Source organism: Flavobacterium sp. N1736 (assembly GCF_025947065.1).
Taxonomy (GTDB): Bacteria; Bacteroidota; Bacteroidia; order Flavobacteriales; family Flavobacteriaceae; genus Flavobacterium.
In genome coordinates this window covers 3,147,926-3,163,980 of the sequence record NZ_CP109994.1, presented here as the reverse complement: position 1 = coordinate 3,163,980, position 16,055 = coordinate 3,147,926, and the positions used below count along the sequence as shown (strand labels likewise).

14 protein-coding genes are annotated in these 16,055 nt (G+C 32.5%); 8 read left to right on the top strand and 6 right to left on the bottom strand.

Annotation, left to right across the window (positions count from 1 at the left end; translation table 11 throughout):
- Positions 1–55: 55 nt before the first annotated feature.
- From OLM54_RS13570 to OLM54_RS13545, 6 genes are all read left to right on the top strand, one after another.
- Positions 56–742, top strand: coding sequence for a tetratricopeptide repeat protein (locus OLM54_RS13570; protein WP_264535123.1), 687 nt, complete (start codon positions 56–58; stop codon positions 740–742).
- A 65-nt stretch (positions 743–807) separates the two neighbouring features.
- Positions 808–2,163 carry a UDP-N-acetylmuramate--L-alanine ligase gene (locus OLM54_RS13565; RefSeq protein WP_264535122.1) on the top strand — a complete coding sequence of 452 codons (1,356 nt, stop codon included), beginning with the start codon at positions 808–810 and terminating at the stop codon, positions 2,161–2,163.
- Between the two features lie 132 nt (positions 2,164–2,295).
- Entirely contained in the window at positions 2,296–2,766 is a 471-nt protein-coding gene (locus OLM54_RS13560; RefSeq protein ID WP_264535121.1) for a GNAT family N-acetyltransferase, read from the top strand.
- Positions 2,767–3,459, top strand: coding sequence for a RadC family protein (gene radC / locus OLM54_RS13555; protein ID WP_264535120.1), 693 nt, complete (start codon positions 2,767–2,769; stop codon positions 3,457–3,459).
- Between the two features lie 3 nt (positions 3,460–3,462).
- Positions 3,463–4,149, top strand: a complete 687-nt coding sequence (locus tag OLM54_RS13550) for a YjjG family noncanonical pyrimidine nucleotidase (protein ID WP_264535119.1) — start codon at positions 3,463–3,465, stop codon at positions 4,147–4,149.
- Between the two features lie 2 nt (positions 4,150–4,151).
- The gene (locus OLM54_RS13545; RefSeq protein ID WP_264535118.1) at positions 4,152–4,892 is read left to right on the top strand and encodes a hypothetical protein; all 741 of its coding nucleotides are present in this window, start codon (positions 4,152–4,154) and stop codon (positions 4,890–4,892) included.
- Positions 4,893–4,907: 15 nt separating this feature from the next.
- Here the strand turns inward: OLM54_RS13545 and OLM54_RS13540 are convergent, their stop codons facing one another.
- The gene (locus OLM54_RS13540; protein WP_264535117.1) at positions 4,908–6,185 is read right to left on the bottom strand and encodes a replication-associated recombination protein A; all 1,278 of its coding nucleotides are present in this window, start codon (positions 6,183–6,185) and stop codon (positions 4,908–4,910) included.
- A 150-nt stretch (positions 6,186–6,335) separates the two neighbouring features.
- Between OLM54_RS13540 and OLM54_RS13535 the strand changes: the two genes are divergently transcribed.
- Together OLM54_RS13535 and OLM54_RS13530 are read left to right on the top strand one after the other, a co-directional pair.
- The gene (locus OLM54_RS13535) at positions 6,336–7,100 is read left to right on the top strand and encodes a rhomboid family intramembrane serine protease (RefSeq protein WP_264535116.1); all 765 of its coding nucleotides are present in this window, start codon (positions 6,336–6,338) and stop codon (positions 7,098–7,100) included.
- A 69-nt stretch (positions 7,101–7,169) separates the two neighbouring features.
- The gene (locus OLM54_RS13530) at positions 7,170–7,682 is read left to right on the top strand and encodes a hypothetical protein (protein ID WP_264535115.1); all 513 of its coding nucleotides are present in this window, start codon (positions 7,170–7,172) and stop codon (positions 7,680–7,682) included.
- A 9-nt stretch (positions 7,683–7,691) separates the two neighbouring features.
- Here OLM54_RS13530 and OLM54_RS13525 read toward each other — a convergent pair whose 3' ends face one another.
- The 5 genes from OLM54_RS13525 to OLM54_RS13505 all read right to left on the bottom strand — a co-directional run bounded on the left by OLM54_RS13525 (position 7,692) and on the right by OLM54_RS13505 (position 15,899).
- Positions 7,692–8,426, bottom strand: coding sequence for a DUF2490 domain-containing protein (locus tag OLM54_RS13525; protein WP_264535114.1), 735 nt, complete (start codon positions 8,424–8,426; stop codon positions 7,692–7,694).
- 123 nt (positions 8,427–8,549) lie between these two features.
- Positions 8,550–9,284 carry a 23S rRNA (guanosine(2251)-2'-O)-methyltransferase RlmB gene (gene rlmB, locus OLM54_RS13520; protein ID WP_264535113.1) on the bottom strand — a complete coding sequence of 245 codons (735 nt, stop codon included), beginning with the start codon at positions 9,282–9,284 and terminating at the stop codon, positions 8,550–8,552.
- 84 nt (positions 9,285–9,368) lie between these two features.
- Positions 9,369–10,841 (bottom strand): SusD/RagB family nutrient-binding outer membrane lipoprotein, encoded by a 1,473-nt coding sequence (locus OLM54_RS13515; protein ID WP_264535112.1) that lies wholly within the window; start codon positions 10,839–10,841, stop codon positions 9,369–9,371.
- A 3-nt stretch (positions 10,842–10,844) separates the two neighbouring features.
- Positions 10,845–14,108 carry a SusC/RagA family TonB-linked outer membrane protein gene (locus tag OLM54_RS13510; RefSeq protein ID WP_264535111.1) on the bottom strand — a complete coding sequence of 1,088 codons (3,264 nt, stop codon included), beginning with the start codon at positions 14,106–14,108 and terminating at the stop codon, positions 10,845–10,847.
- Between the two features lie 84 nt (positions 14,109–14,192).
- On the bottom strand, positions 14,193–15,899 hold the full coding sequence (locus OLM54_RS13505; protein ID WP_319802285.1) for a hypothetical protein: 1,707 nt from the start codon (positions 15,897–15,899) through the stop codon (positions 14,193–14,195).
- Positions 15,900–16,055 lie beyond the last annotated feature (156 nt).

The following is a 16,055-nucleotide window of genomic DNA, read 5'->3' as shown; positions in this document are numbered from 1 at the left end:
TTATTTTATTACATAAAACTAAATGATACTTCTTATATTTCATTATTTTTGAGACATGAAAAAACTGCTATTCTTTTTTTTATTGATGCCCATTTTAATATGGTCACAATCGAATTTTGATAAGGCAGAAAAATTATTTCAGGCCAAAAAATATCAGGAAGCACAGCCTCTTTTTGAAGAAGTTTTAAAATCTAAACCTTTAGATATAAAAACGATGGATTATTTGGGCGAAATCGAAGCGCATCAAAAATCGTGGGTGAAAGCGGCTGAATATTTCAAAAAATTGAAAGAATTAAGACCTACAACAGCTGATTATTTTTATAAATATGGCGGCTGTTTAGCAATGAGAGCCGTAGAAGTAAACAGATTGAAAGCCTTGGGAATGGTTGGTGAAATGAAAGAATCATTTGAAAAAGCCATTATTCTGGATCCCAAACATATTCCGGCAAGATGGGCGCTGATCGAAATATATTTGCAATTGCCGGGAATTTTAGGCGGAAGCGAATCAAAAGCAATTTCATATTCAAATCAATTAGCACAATTATCTTCGGTTGATGGTTATTTGTCACGAGGAAGAATTGACGTTTATTTTGAGCGATATACTTTGGCAGAAAAAAATTATATTAAAGCGCATGAAATTGGTAAATCAAAAATCACATTTCAAAAATTATATAATTTATATTTGAATAAATTAAAAGACCCTAAAAAGGCGAGGGAATTAAAACAAAAGTTTGAGTCATAATAATTAAATCTCAAAGACTAAATTTCAACAAATTGGAATTTGGAACTTAAAAATTGGAATTTTAAATGAGAACACATTTCATCGCCATTGGCGGAAGTGCCATGCACAATCTGGCATTAGCATTGCATAACAAAGGATATCAGGTAACAGGTAGCGATGATGCTATTTTTGAGCCGTCAAAATCAAGATTGGAAAAAAAAGGAATTTTACCTGCTGAAATGGGCTGGTTTCCTGAAAAAATCACGGCTGATATTGATGCTATTATTTTAGGAATGCATGCAAAAGCTGATAATCCGGAATTGCTAAAAGCGCAGGAATTGGGGTTGAAGATTTATTCGTATCCTGAATTTTTGTACGAGCAGTCTAAAAATAAAACGCGTGTTGTAATTGGTGGTTCTCACGGAAAAACAACCATTACTTCGATGATTTTACACGTTATGCATTATCATAATATTGAAGTTGATTATATGGTGGGAGCTCAATTAGAGGGTTTCAATACAATGGTTCATCTTACGGAAGAAAATGATTTTATGGTTCTTGAAGGTGATGAATATTTATCTTCTCCAATAGACAGACGTCCAAAATTTCATTTATATCAGCCCAATATTGCTTTAATTTCTGGAATTGCGTGGGATCATATTAATGTTTTTCCAACGTATGAAAACTATGTGGAGCAATTTGAAATTTTTATTGGTAAAATAACAAATGGCGGAATATTGGTTTATAACGAAAATGACCCGGAAGTAAAACGTGTTTCTGAGGCTGCTGTAAATCCAATTCGTAAATTAGCATATCATACTCCTGAATATACAGTTAGTGACGGTGTAACTTTGCTAAAAACGCCAGAAGGAGATATGCCAATTGAAGTTTTTGGCGCACATAATTTAAATAATCTTGCCGGAGCAAAATGGATTTGTCAAAACATGGGCGTTGACGAATCCGATTTTTATGAAGCAATTGCGAGTTTTAAAGGTGCTTCAAAACGACTTGAAAAAATTGCTGAAGGAAAAGGAAAAGTGGCCTATAAAGATTTTGCGCATTCGCCAAGTAAAGTTGCTGCAACAACTAAAGCCGTTAAAGAACAATATCCAAACAGAACATTAGTGGCTTGTTTAGAATTGCATACGTATAGCAGTTTAAATGCTGAATTTTTGAAAGAATATGAAGGCGCACTTGAATATGCTGATGTTGCTGTAGTATTTTATTCTCCTGATGCTGTAAAAATTAAACAATTGGAAGAAGTAACTTACGAGCAAATTGCGACTTCTTTTAATAGAAAAGATTTAATTATTTACACGAATCCAACTGAGTTTAAAGAATATCTATTCCATTTAAATCTTGATAATTCTGCATTGCTATTGATGAGTTCCGGTAATTACGGCGGATTGAACTTTGATGAAGTCAAAACATTAATTGAATAAACGAAATATATCTAATTTTTAAAGAGAAATCACTGCAAATAGAAAAGCTGCGATTTCTCTTTTTTATTTTCTCAAAATTTATTGAGTGATTTTTCTTATTTTTTATATATTAGCCTTTAAAGATTTTTATAGATGAAGCCAAGTATAAGAGTTGTGAAAACAACCAGCGAAAATCCTGATTTTTTATTTTTGATTGAAACATTCGATACCTTTTTATGGGAGCGATATCCGGAGTTGAAGAAAGAATATTGGGGAAATAATTTAATTGAATTTAATTCGAATGTTTTCATTGTTTATCTTGAAGATGAGCCTGTTGCTTGCGGCTGTTTTAAAAAGTATAATGCAAATTCAGTTGAATTAAAACGGATGTTCGTTTCGCCAAAAGCCAGAGGTTTGGGTTTGGCGCAGTTAATAATTAGAGAACTGGAATTTGAGGCAAAAAATCAAGGCTTTGAAAACATGATTTTAGAAACTTTATATAAACAAGTTGAAGCTATTGGTTTATATCAAAAAGTAGGTTTTAAAATTGTGCAGAACTACGAACCTTATGTGGGATTAACAAATAGTATTTGCATGAGCAAATCGATTAATTCCGGGCAATAAATGGAAATTACTTATATTCCAATTTCAGATTGGTCAGAAGAAGATCGTCCACGCGAAAAATTAATGCAGAAAGGCAAAGAAGCTTTGACTAATGCAGAATTAATGGCAATTCTAATTGGCTCCGGAAGTCGTAACGAATCGGCAGTTGCTTTAAGCAAGCGCATTCTGGCAAGTGTAGATCATAATCTAAATTCTTTAACAAAATTATCTATTTCTCAATTAATGAATTTTAAAGGAATAGGAGAGGTGAAAGCAATTACGATTATTTCTGCTTTAGAATTGGGCCGACGCCGTAGAGTTGAAGAAATTGTCGACTTGGTGAAAATCACTTCCAGTAAAGTAGTTTTTGAAATTATGCAACCTCTAATTGGAGAATTATCCCATGAAGAATTTTGGGTAATTTTTCTGAATAATTCAAATAAAATAATTTCTAAATCGCAGTTAAGCAAAGGTGGTATTACAGGAACAATTGTTGATGCGCGTCTTGTTTTTAAATTAGCTATGGAAAATGGTGCTACAGGCTTGATTTTGTGTCATAATCATCCTTCGGGAAATTTAAAACCAAGCGAAGCCGACAAAGAAATTACAAAGAAACTAAAGTTAGCAGGAGATAGTTTAGATGTTAAAGTTTTAGATCATTTGATTATTACTGAAACAAAATATTATAGTTTTGTAGATGAAGGAATTTTTTAAATTATGAATACGCATATAACCGACATTTTTTTTGATTTAGATCATACACTTTGGGATTTTGATAAAAACTCTGAACTTGCCTTTGATCGAATTTTTAAAGAAAGATTTCCAAGTGTGAAAATTGAGGACTTTATTGAAAAATATATGCCCATAAATCAGGCTTGCTGGAAATTATATCAACATGATAAAATTACACATCAGGAACTTCGTTACAATAGATTAAAGTTTTCGTTTGATGCTTTAGATATTGAGATTTCAGATGAAGATATTGATCAGATTGCAAATGATTATATAGAAACTCTTACAGATAATAATCACTTATTTGACGGTGCAATCGAAGTTCTGGAATATTTGAAACCGAAATATAAATTGCACATTATTACGAATGGTTTTGCAAATGTTCAGGATAAAAAAATAAATAATGCATTGTTGTCGGGTTATTTTGCAACAATTACAAATTCAGAACTGGCTGGTGTAAAAAAGCCAAATAGTATTATCTTTGATTATGCAGTTAATGTAGCGCAGGCTTCAAAAGAAAATTGCATTATGATTGGAGATTGCCTTGATGCCGATGTTAACGGAGCATTAAATGCAGGCTTGGACGCTATTTTTTTTAATGATAAAAAAATAGAAGCTCCACAAAATATTAAACAAATAAATCACTTACTAGAACTAAAAAAATATTTATAACTATGAAAATTAAATTTTTACTGGTTGCCTTATTAATTTCGGTTGTTGGATTTTCGCAATCGATAAATGATTACAAAGCTGTTATTATTCCGTTGAAATATGATTTTACTAAAACAGAAAATCAATACAGATTGTCAACAATAACGAAGTCTAATTTGATTAAAGCCGGTTTTCCTGCGTTTTATACAAATGAAGAAATTCCTGCTGAATACGCTGATCGTTGTCAGCTTTTATACATTGATGTAAAAAAAGAAAGCGGATTTTTGGTAACCAAACTTTTTTTAGAGTTTAAAGATTGCTACGGAAAAGTAATTTATACATCAGAAATTGGAAAAAGTAAAGAAAAAGAATATGATGTAGCTTATAAGGAAAGTCTTGATTTAGCTTTTGTATCGGTACAAAAATTACATTATAAATATAGCGGTAAAGCAATTGCAAGTTCTTCTAAAATTACACCAAATGTTGCAGCAATTCCAATGGAAACCGTTGCAGTAGCGACAACGCCTGTTGCAGATACTTCTGATCCGAATTTGCTGTATGCTCAACCAACAGAAAATGGTTTTCAATTAATTGATAAAACGCCAAAAGTGGTAATGAAGCTGCTAAAAACGTCAAGACCGGATTCTTTTATTGCAATAAAAGATGGTATACAAGGAAGTTTAAACGCCAAAGACAATCAATGGTATTTTGAATATTATCAAAATGATAAATTAGTGTCTGAAAAAGTTTCAGTTAAATTCTAAAATATAAAATTTGGTTTAATAACCATATTTATCTTTCCAACGGTTCTTTAAAAATTCGCGGTTGCTATTCTCTCTTGAATTGCTTCCCGGATTGTAAAGAACCGTTTCTTTTATAGCATCTGGCAAAAATTCCTGCTCAGCAAAATTATTGGCATAATCATGTGAGTATTTATAATCTTCTCCATAACCTAATTCTTTCATTAGCTTTGTTGGAGCATTACGCAAATGAATTGGAACGGGTAAATCTCCGGTTTGTTTTACCAATTGCTGCGCATTTCCAATAGCCATATACGATGCGTTGCTTTTAGGAGAAGTTGCTAAATAAATAGCACATTGGCTTAAAATGATTCGGCTTTCCGGATAACCAATTGTCGAAACAGCCTGAAAAGTATTATTTGCCATTATAAATGCAGTTGGATTTGCATTTCCAATATCTTCACTGGATAGAATAAGCATTCTTCTGGCAATAAATTTTACATCTTCGCCGCCTTCAATCATTCGTGCTAACCAATAAACGGCTCCATTAGGATCGCTTCCCCGAATAGATTTAATAAAGGCGGAAACTATGTCATAATGCTGTTCTCCCGTTTTGTCATACAAAACAGTATTTTGCTGCACTAATTCTAAAACACGGTCATTTGTTATAATGATTTCATCAATTGCAGAAGCATTCACCACAAGTTCAAAAATATTCAACAGTTTTCTTCCGTCACCACCGGAAAGACGGAGTAAAGCTTCGGTTTCTTTCAAAATGATATTTTTTGAAACTAATTCGGCATCTGTTTTCATCGCACGATGCAATAAAGCTTCTAAATCCTGTTTTGTAAAAGCGTTTAGAATATATACCTGACAACGTGATAATAATGCGGGAATTATCTCAAAACTTGGGTTTTCGGTTGTGGCACCAATAAGTGTAATCCAGCCTTTTTCGACTGCTGCCAAAAGAGAATCTTGTTGAGATTTGCTAAATCGATGAATCTCATCAATAAATAAAATTGGATTTTTGGCAGTAAATAACCCGCCGCTTTGCTTTGCTTTTTCAATTACATCGCGAATATCTTTTACGCCGGAATTAATGGCACTTAAAATGTAAAACGGACGTTTTGACTCTTGCGCAATAATTTGTGCTAAGGTCGTTTTCCCTGTTCCGGGAGGTCCCCAAAATATTAATGACGGAATAATTCCTTTTGAAATTTGTTGCGTCAATGATCCGTTTGGCCCAACCAAATGACTCTGACTAATATAATCTTCCAGTTTTTGTGGGCGAATGCGTTCGGCTAAAGGTGCTTCCATTTTGTAAAATTACTATTTTCAATTTTAATTTTATAGTTTAAAGGGTTACAAATCATAACAAAGCATATTGACGTTTTAGCTGACAAATTATCAGTAAATTGTATTTGGATAGTTTTTTGATATTACCATGTGAATCCAATTGTTGAATATATGAAAGACAATCATTTTAAATTTTCTACCGCTGTTGTTGGTCTACCTGTTCTTTTTGTGCTTTTTCTATGGATTATTTATTGGGTTCAGATTCGGTTTGACTTCGATTTTTATCAACATGGAATTTATCCGCGTGATATTTCAGGTTTACAAGGTATTTTGTTTAGTCCTTTTATTCATGAAAATTTAAGTCATTTATATAATAACTCAATTCCGCTTTTTGTATTACTTGCTGCTTTGCAATTTTTTTATCCAAAGCAATCTTTTGCAGTAATTGGATATGGAATTTTGTTTTCAGGTTTGATTACCTGGATTATTGGTCGTTCAAATTATCATATTGGTGCCAGTGGATTGATTTATGTTTTGGTAACTTTTATTTTTTTTAAAGGCATCCAGACAAAATATTATCGATTAGTTGCCCTTTCTTTTGCAGTAGTTTTACTTTATGGAGGTATGATTTGGTATGTTTTTCCAGATGTCGATGCTTCTATTTCGTGGGAAGGCCATTTGGCAGGATTTATTACAGGATTTGCATTAACGTTACTTTATAAAGCACCAGAATATACAAAACCAATTGTTTACGAATGGCAAAAACCAGATTTTAATCCGGATGATGATGCCTTTATGAAACATTTTGATGAGAATGGAAATTTTGTTAATACTGAGAAACCTGAAGATGAATTTGAAACTTTTTCTACTTATTATAATTCAGACGTTTTTGTGAATTATACAATAACTAAATCAGAACTAGACGATAAGTTGTAGTGCGAAAGATTTGATTGAGATTAAATAACTATTTTTGTATAGGTTGTTTTTAATTTCATTTGCCAAATTATGAAAAAGCTAAACTTAATAGTCATATTTTTATTTGTTTTGATAAGTACAAAATTGATAGCACAGTGTGAGGTAAAAAACAGGGTTTTGGGAGATGGAACAATGATGTACTATTTTGAACCTGCGGATTTTTATATTACAAAATCAAAGTCCTTAAAAATTAATATTGTAACAGATAAAGAACATTTTTTTATAGCATTGCAGCCTTTTCCGTTTCCGTCTAAAAAAGAAGGAAAAAATATCAAAGACGATTTAATTATTCATTTATCAGATAATAAAGAATATAAGTTATCGCATTATGATACTCAATACAGACATAATGATTCTATTATGCAGGTTTTATATTTAATGGAAGATAAAGATGTAGAAGCCTTTTCTAAGTTTGAAGCTGTGGTTGCAGAAATTAATATGAAAGGAACTGAATTTGTGAGGGATTATAATTTCAAACTACACAAAGATGCGATAATACAGCAATTAAATTGTTTTTTGAAAAAAGAAGAAGAAAAGCAATAGGTAATAATTTTAGTCTTCGTTTGCGTTTGATTCGGGCTTGTGATGTATTTTTTTGTTTAAATTTTCAAGAAGATTATTGAATGTTAATGTGAGCGCTGCTGCATTTACAATTTGATTTTCATTATCTCGTGGCAAATATTCATTTGCATAAGTTAGTTCCAGTTGAATGTCATCAGTAAATAAATAACCGCCGCCTAAGTTAAATCTGTTGCGATCAAAGAAACTTAATCCCGTTACTTTTGTGCCCGATTTAAAAAATATTTCATCAGAAGCTATGGCATAAAAAACACCTTCCCGAAGAATCTTACTGTTAAGAGGTTTTATATATTTAATTTGTTGGCGGTATCTAAGAACATTTTCATAGTCGTCATCTCCATTTCGCATGTGTCTGAGTTCTATTCGAGCTCTTGTGCTTAAAGTATATCCTGTTTTATGAAAATAATAGATGCCTTGTAGTGCAAACCTCCATTCGGGGGATTTAAATTGTCCAATTTCAGGAACATCTTTATTGTCGTAATAAGCCAGAAATGTAGATAATTTCCAACGAGGAGACAAATAATAATGTCCCCAACCTCTAAATGATCTTTGAATGTTGTTTTGAAAAATATTTGAAGAAGATTCAGTACTGCTATAGGAATTTGCTAAATCCAGCTCAGTCGACCATTTTTCATTTATTGTATTGTTGAATTGTATTTCATTCCAGGACTGGCCATACGTTTTTGTTTGACAATAACCAATTCGCATAAAAAAAAATGTCGCAAATATGCAGCAAAGTTTTTTTATTGATATGCTTTGAACAAATTTGGAAGACATCAATTAATAATTTAAATATTTATTTTGCCATCTTAAATTCTCAACAGTATGTATTTAACTTCTTTGACGTACAGCTTCGTATAAAAATGCACCACAAGCAACAGAAACGTTTAGTGATCCAATTGTTCCAAACATTGGTAATTTGGCTTTTTCATCAACAATTTTTAAAACTGAAGGGTTTATACCTCTGTCTTCAGATCCCATAATAATTGCTACGGGTTCGTTTAATGAGAGATCGTAAATATTTGAATCGGTTTTTTCAGTTGCAGCAACAGTTTTGATTCCTGATCCTTGTAAATAGAAGATTGCATCTTTAATATGTTCTACTTTGCAAATTGGCACGTTAAAAACTGCTCCGGCAGATGTTTTAACTGTGTCACCATTAACTGGCGCTGATCCTGCTTTTTGAACAATAATTCCGTTTACACCGGTACATTCCGCCGTTCTGATAATTGCACCAAAATTACGTGCATCAGAAATTTGATCTAGTATTAAAAATAATGGTTTTGAACCAGATTGTATCGTTGACTCAACAAGATGTTCTAAATCAATAAATCCAATAGGAGAGATTGTTGCAACGGCACCTTGATGGTTATTTGGTGTTAAGCGATTTAGTTTTTCTACAGGTACATATGAAAAATTAATATTAGCGCGTTTCATCACTTTCATTAAATCTTTCATTAATTCTCCAGAAATTTCTTTTTGGATGAATACTTTGTCTACTTCTTTTCCTGCCTGAATTGCTTCTATAATTGCTCTAATTCCAAATATTTGATGTTCTTTTTCCATGCAGCAAATATAGGTATAATGTTTATATAAAAAAAAACCACTCTGAATGAACAGAGTGGTTTAATATATTTATTTGAGAATAAATTAGAATTTATCCCAGAATAATTTTGTTATAGCTGTATCACCACCAATTTTAGTAGCAGCAGCCTGGTAACTAGTTTTGTTTAATGTTTGCTCAATTCCTGGATACGTGTAACGCTTAGGAACTTCTTTTAGCTCATTAAATGTAATAGTTGGAGCAGCAAGAACCGGGAAATCTAATCTTCTGTAAGAAGTCCATGCTTCAAATCCTCTGTTGTAAAGAGCGATCCAAGATTGTTCTCCAATTTTTTGTTTCCATGTTCCAGTAGCAGTTGCGTATGCAACATCTGTTCTAGCCAAGTAAGTTGTAATAGCAGCTGGTGCTACACCCCAATCTTGCATAGATGCAGTAATTGCAGCATTGTAATGCGTAGCAGCAGTTCCACTAACAGCAATACCTCTTTCTGCAGCTTCAGCTAACAAGAATTCAATTTCAGAATAAGTTAACAATACTCCTGGATATTCTGGATCTTGAATAGTCTCAGTAATGTGAGAGTAATTTCCATAGGTATTAAGAGCTCCGTAAACACCACCAGTATAAACTCCTGATCCTGATCCGTCAGGGAAATCTGTGAAGAACTTAGGTCTTCTTGGGTCAGCAAGTGCATTTAATTTGTTAACAAAAGTATCTGCTGGCAAAAAGTCATCACGTCCAGAAGCAACTAAGTCAACATATAATGGGTTAGCATTTGGTTGAACCTCTGCATATTGTAAATACGCTCCATCAGAATTTTGTGTAAATATACCAGCGCTTACAGCAGCTAATGCTTGAGTACTTGCATATGCAGGATCTGCATCAGCCATGTTTATTGCCATTCTAAAACGAAGTGAATTAGCAAATTTAGCCCATTTTGCAGTATCTCCACCGTAAACAAGGTCAGCATCACCAAAACTATCATTAGTTTGATCTAATGATGCAGAAGCTGCAGCTAATTTACCAATAAGATCTTTGTAAATAGTTTGAGCGTCATCGTATTTTGGTAGTGGATGTCCAATAATATCTAATGATTCAGTATAAGGTACATCACCAAAAGTATCAACCAAAATTCCGTAAGCATAAGCACTTAGAATATCTATTACCGCAATTTTATTATCTAAAACTTTTGCATCAGCAGGAGATCCTACAAAATTTGCTTTTTCAGTTAATAATAGGTTTTTAGATTCTTTAAAGTCTCTTAATACATCACGATATAAAACAGCCCAGTGTGTATCAGGAATTTTACGCCCTGTAAGATCGTATTGACTTTCTTGTGGGTATAAAGTTTCTGTCCATTGTTGTGCATACAATCTAAAAACGTTAACGTTTACCGATGTACTTGTTACTTGGTCCATTAACGCATGTTCAGCATTTGTAAACAAATATTGAGGCTGAGTGGTTGTTGGACGTTTAGTGTCTGCATTTAATCCTGTAATGTCATCACTGCATGATGCAAACAAGGATAAAATTGGTATTAATATAAGAAGTCTACTTTTCATAGCTTAGAATTTTATTGTTAAGTTACAACCGATATTTCTGGTTGTTGGTGTAGATCCGATAGATAGTCCTAGAGAACCTGCATTTGATCCTAATCCACTTTCTGGGTCAGCATCTGGAAGGTTTTTTTGAATTATCCATAAGTTAGATCCAATAAGAGAGATTTTAGCGTCAACTAATTTTAATTTTTGTACTAAAGAAGTTGGTAATGTATAAGTGATGTTTACTTCTCTTAATTTGATGAAACCAGCATCATAAACATATTCACTTCTTGGTGCAGTAGTGTAAGCGTTAGTAACAACTCCACCTACTACATAAGCTGTTCTTGTAGTGTTTGGTGTTCCGTCAGCATATACACCTGGAAGGATTACACCACCACTATCAGCTCCAGTAGTAACTGCGCTTCTTTTTGGGTTACCTAATTCATTATTAGCTCCAGTTTCGTCTGATAAACCAGATCCTACACCGTACCATAAGTCAGTTGAGAATACATCTCCACCATGTTTAGCATCAATTAAGAAACTGAATGATAAACTTTTGTATGAGAATTTGTTACGGATACCACCAATCCAGTCTGGATTAACATTACCAATAATGTTATTCGTAGAAGAATTAATTACATATCTACCTGTTGTAGGGTTTACAACTTTTTGGCCATCAGCAGTATAAGTGTAATCAGTACCTTTTAATACTCCAAAAGGTTGTCCAACTACAGCGTTCAATGTTACTGTACCAGGGAAAGAACTAATTTGTAAGTTTTCAATTCCATCAGCTAACTTAGTAACTTCGTTTTCGTTTTTAGACCAGTTTACGTTAATGTCCCAAGCAAAGTTTGTAGTTTTAATTGGTGTAACGTTAAATTGAACCTCAATACCTTTATTTTGAATATTAGCAGCATTGATATAACGGTTTGTGTTACCAGTAGAAGTTGAATAAGGAACAAGAATTGCTTCTCCGTTATTGATGTTTTTGTAAGCACTCACATCAAATCCTATTCTTCTGTTTAAAAATTGCATCTCAAGACCTATCTCAGTTGTTTCAGTTTTAATTGGCTCTAAGAATGGGTTGTTTTTCGTACTGTTAACAGAGTATTGTTGTTGTCCGTTAAAAGCATCAATTTTAGAGTAAGTATCAATTAAAGCTTGTCCTGGAGTTCCAAGTGGGCTTTCAGAATATCCACCTCTTAATTTACCAAAAGTTAACCAGCTTGCGTTTACGTTTTTAGAGAAAACCCAGCTTCCAGAAGCTGAATAACTGTTTTGAACGTTATCTTCTGCAGGTAAGCTAGAGAAAGCATCTCTACGTGCAGTAGCATCGATAAAGAAAGTATCTAAATAACCAAGAGACGCAGAAGCATAGTAACTGTTTACTCCTAATTTAGTAGCTCTTTCATAAGGAGCTGGAGGGTTTACTCTTGAGTTAGATAAACTGTATAATTCAGGAACAATTAAACCTCCTTGAGTTGAAGCAGTGATTGTGTTGAAAACATTTCTTTTTATTGTTCCCCCAGCTACTCCGGTTAAGTTGAAATTCTCTCCAAAATTCTTTTTAAATGTAAAAAGTAAATCGTAATTCTGTTCTGAGAAGTTTCCGTTGTAACGTTGGTATCCAGAAGTTTCGTCAAATCCATTGATTCCAAAAGTTTTAGCTACTGAACCAACAGCTACTCTTTCTTCACGAATTTCATCGTAAGTATCTGTAGATATTTTTGCAGTTGCAGAAACCCAGTCAGCAATTTTGTATGTGAAGTTTGCATAACCTACAAAACGATTTCTTGAATCATTTTGATAGTTTTGGTAACGCTCAAAATATGGGTTATTCCAGAAGTTTGGAGCTCCATCGTCAGCAGTTTTTCTGTTCCAAGTAATATTTTGTCCACCTGAAGCATTATAAGCTTGCTCTAGTTGTTTGATGTCAACGTTAGTTTGCCACCATTGACGGAAACCAGAAATAAAGTTATCGCTATATCCAGTCATATTTCTACCAACTGCATTTTGATTAGCGAAATTAGCAAAAGCACTAAGCGATAATCTGTCAGTAAATTGGTGGTTTAATTTTAAACTGAAGTTGTTTTTCTTAATCTCACTATTTGGTAAAATACCAGTTTGATTTGTATTCGTGAAATTGAATACTACGTTTGTTTTTTCATTTCCATCTTCAAATGCAATACTGTTTACTAATGACAGTGAGTTTTTAAAGAATGAATTTGGATCATTTTTAGCAGCTGTCCAAGGAGTAGCTTTACCATAGTTTGCATTACCAGGATATGCAGAAAAAGCATCCCATTGGTATACGTTAAGATTTGGATCAAATCTGTTTCCAGCAGAAGCATCATCTCCCATATACACAACTCTGTCCTTTATACCATCGCCATCAATGTCAGCAGATGTGTCAAATGAACCACCGTAACCAGCACCGTAATTTTTTTGGTATTTTACGAAAGTGCTTTTGTCAGGAGAGCCGCTTACTACTTCAGAAGAAACAGTGATTCCAAGCCCTTTTTTAGCTTTTCCTTTTTTAGTAGTAATCATTAAAACCCCATTACCAGCTAAGTATCCGTATAGAGCAGATGCAGCAGCACCTTTTAATACGTTGATGCTTTCGATGTCTTCTGGGTTAATATCCATACCAGTGTTACCGTAATCATAACCTTGTCTACCTGTAGATTGAGATGTCAAACCATCAGTAGAAGTGTTTGCGTTGTTAATTGGCATACCGTCAATTACAATAAGCATTTCATTAGTTTGAGAAATAGATTTGATACCACGAGAAATTGCACTTGTAGAACCTCCAAAGTTAGAGTTTCTTGTAATGTTAACACCTGCAACTTTTCCAGAAAGTTCATTTAAGAAGTTTCCACTAGATGTACCGTTTCTTAAATCTCCTCCTTTAACTTCTTGAGTAGCATAACCAAGAGATTTTTTCTCTCTTTTAATACCTAAAGCTGTTGTTACTACAACACCTTCAAGTTCTTGTGCATCTCCTGCTAATTTTACATTAACTGTTGATGAAGTTGCAGCTACTTCTTGAGTTTTCATCCCAATGTAGCTAAATACCAAAATTTGGCTTGTTGATGCTTTGATAGAGAATTTACCATCAAAATCAGTTTGCGTTCCAGATTTTGTCCCTTTTAACAATACACTTACACCTGGCAAAGGCATACCTGAATTGTCAGTTACAATTCCTGAAACAGCTCTTTCTTGCGCAAAAGTTAGTTGCGCCACTAGTACTAATAAAAGCACTAAGAATCCATTGAACTTTAGTTTCATTTTTAAATATTTTGAATTAGTATCGCAAAACTCTTAATAATTTGTTAACTTTCCTAATAAATAAAAATCTTTTTTTGTTAAACATTAAAATTTAACATTATAACATATGTTTATGATAGTGTTATATAATTGTAGTTCCTTTGTTTTTTCGGCACCATTTGTAAGAGTAATTTTCAATAAACCGTTTGTGGTTTGTATTCCTGTTCCCGCGCCAATTCCTATTAATTTTTTTATTTTATTTTGATTCATATTGCTTGTTAAGTCTTGATATAACCCATAATCGAGAATTGAATTGATATATAAGTTTTTTGAGACAAGATATCTGTATTCTGTAAGAATTAGAGAATTGAAATTGGCTTGCAGACTATTTTCTAAAAATCCCCTAATTGAGTTCATTCCGCCAAAACGAAATAATTCGTTCGAAATGTAATTTTTACTGTTAAGATAAAAATTTTGTGAATTTATGTTAATATAATTCCTCTCGTTTAGCTCAAAATTGAATGACAAGTTTATGTTTGTGTAAAATTGTTTGCTTGATTCTGCTGTTTCCGGATTGTTGTTTGTGTTTCTTTTTCCGTAACCCAATATGAAATTAATAAATGCTTTTTTAGGGAATAGATTATTTAAAGCGTCGATTTTTTTATAATCGAATGACGTGGTAATGTATGAATTTTTATAATCGCTAATTGTTGCATTATTTGCATTTTGAATATCGCTTGATTCAGTAGACTGGTATCCCAGATATATTCTTGAATTATAGTTTAAGTAATAACCTAAGTCAATTGCAGTTTTTGTATTTTGAAAAGTACTGTCTTGTTTAAATATGTTTAATTGTGCTTTTATTCCTAGTGATGAATTAAAAATATAAGGTATTTCTATTTTAGTGTTGAATGTTTTTTGGTCATTGCCATCGCTTTTCCAGTAAAGGGAGAATTCTTCTCCTGAGTGAAGTATGTTCTGTAAAGTTATGTCCAAATATCCGTTCAGGTTTAGTTTTTTGTTCTCATCATTTGAAAATCCAATATACCCATCAAACGTATTTGTTTTTCTTTTTTGTATGTAAGCATAAATTTTGGTTGAGTCTCTGGTAAATAATATTTCCGGATATTTTGTTTGACTCACAAATTCATAGTTGTTAATATCGTTGTAAAGCTCTTTGATGGCTTCGCGGTTAAAAGTTCTGTTGATGTATTTTTTATTAAGCTGTTTTAAATGGCCTTTTGGGAAAATTTCTTTTTTGGTATTGTTGTCGGAGTAATTTAGAATAATGGAATTTAGTGTTCGTTTTTTTTCGGATTTAAAATTTAAGTCGGCATAAATTATTGAATTCCTTCTTTGAATATTTTTAAGATTAATTTTTGTTAGTGCGTAACCGGTTTTTTCAGCGTCGTTTATTTTCTGGTTAAGGTAGTTTTCTACTTCTTCATAAGGTAGAATTATAGTGTCGTTTTCTGTTTTTTCAGAATCAGAAAAAAGATTATTTATACCTATATATATATGTATTTTTTTTATTCTTTGTTTCAGCTTAATTATTGATGCATATGAACTGTCATTTATTCTTTTTGTTTCCAGCACTTTATTGTCTAAAAAACCCTTTTTTGAAAGTTTTTCTGAAGTGATTTTTAGTTCATTAAAAAGTGATTTTATATTTGAATGTTTGGTAGAATAATTTAAAGAATCTATGATTTTGTTTTCATCTTTATTCGTGCCATATATCTTTAAATTAAAATTTTGCGCATAGAAAGAAATGCTTATAAAGAAAAAAAGGAATATAAAGGATAACTGTTTCAAGTGCAATTGTTTCATTTATTAAAAGTATTGCAAATATCTATTGTTTGTTTGTAAAATCATAAGCTTAAATAATGTTCTTGAAAATTAATAGATTAACGTTTGTATAGTGAAAAATATTTTATACATTTGCAACCCCGTAAAAAGCGGGAATTTAAT

Coding starts and splice junctions, on each gene's coding strand:
- OLM54_RS13570 (WP_264535123.1), top strand. CDS start 56: ATGAAAAAACTGCTATTCTTTTTTTTATTGATGCCCATTTTAATATGG.
- OLM54_RS13565 (WP_264535122.1), top strand. CDS start 808: ATGAGAACACATTTCATCGCCATTGGCGGAAGTGCCATGCACAATCTG.
- OLM54_RS13560 (WP_264535121.1), top strand. CDS start 2,296: ATGAAGCCAAGTATAAGAGTTGTGAAAACAACCAGCGAAAATCCTGAT.
- radC (WP_264535120.1), top strand. CDS start 2,767: ATGGAAATTACTTATATTCCAATTTCAGATTGGTCAGAAGAAGATCGT.
- OLM54_RS13550 (WP_264535119.1), top strand. CDS start 3,463: ATGAATACGCATATAACCGACATTTTTTTTGATTTAGATCATACACTT.
- OLM54_RS13545 (WP_264535118.1), top strand. CDS start 4,152: ATGAAAATTAAATTTTTACTGGTTGCCTTATTAATTTCGGTTGTTGGA.
- OLM54_RS13540 (WP_264535117.1), bottom strand. CDS start 6,185: ATGGAAGCACCTTTAGCCGAACGCATTCGCCCACAAAAACTGGAAGAT.
- OLM54_RS13535 (WP_264535116.1), top strand. CDS start 6,336: ATGAAAGACAATCATTTTAAATTTTCTACCGCTGTTGTTGGTCTACCT.
- OLM54_RS13530 (WP_264535115.1), top strand. CDS start 7,170: ATGAAAAAGCTAAACTTAATAGTCATATTTTTATTTGTTTTGATAAGT.
- OLM54_RS13525 (WP_264535114.1), bottom strand. CDS start 8,426: ATGCGAATTGGTTATTGTCAAACAAAAACGTATGGCCAGTCCTGGAAT.
- rlmB (WP_264535113.1), bottom strand. CDS start 9,284: ATGGAAAAAGAACATCAAATATTTGGAATTAGAGCAATTATAGAAGCA.
- OLM54_RS13515 (WP_264535112.1), bottom strand. CDS start 10,841: ATGAAAAGTAGACTTCTTATATTAATACCAATTTTATCCTTGTTTGCA.
- OLM54_RS13510 (WP_264535111.1), bottom strand. CDS start 14,108: ATGAAACTAAAGTTCAATGGATTCTTAGTGCTTTTATTAGTACTAGTG.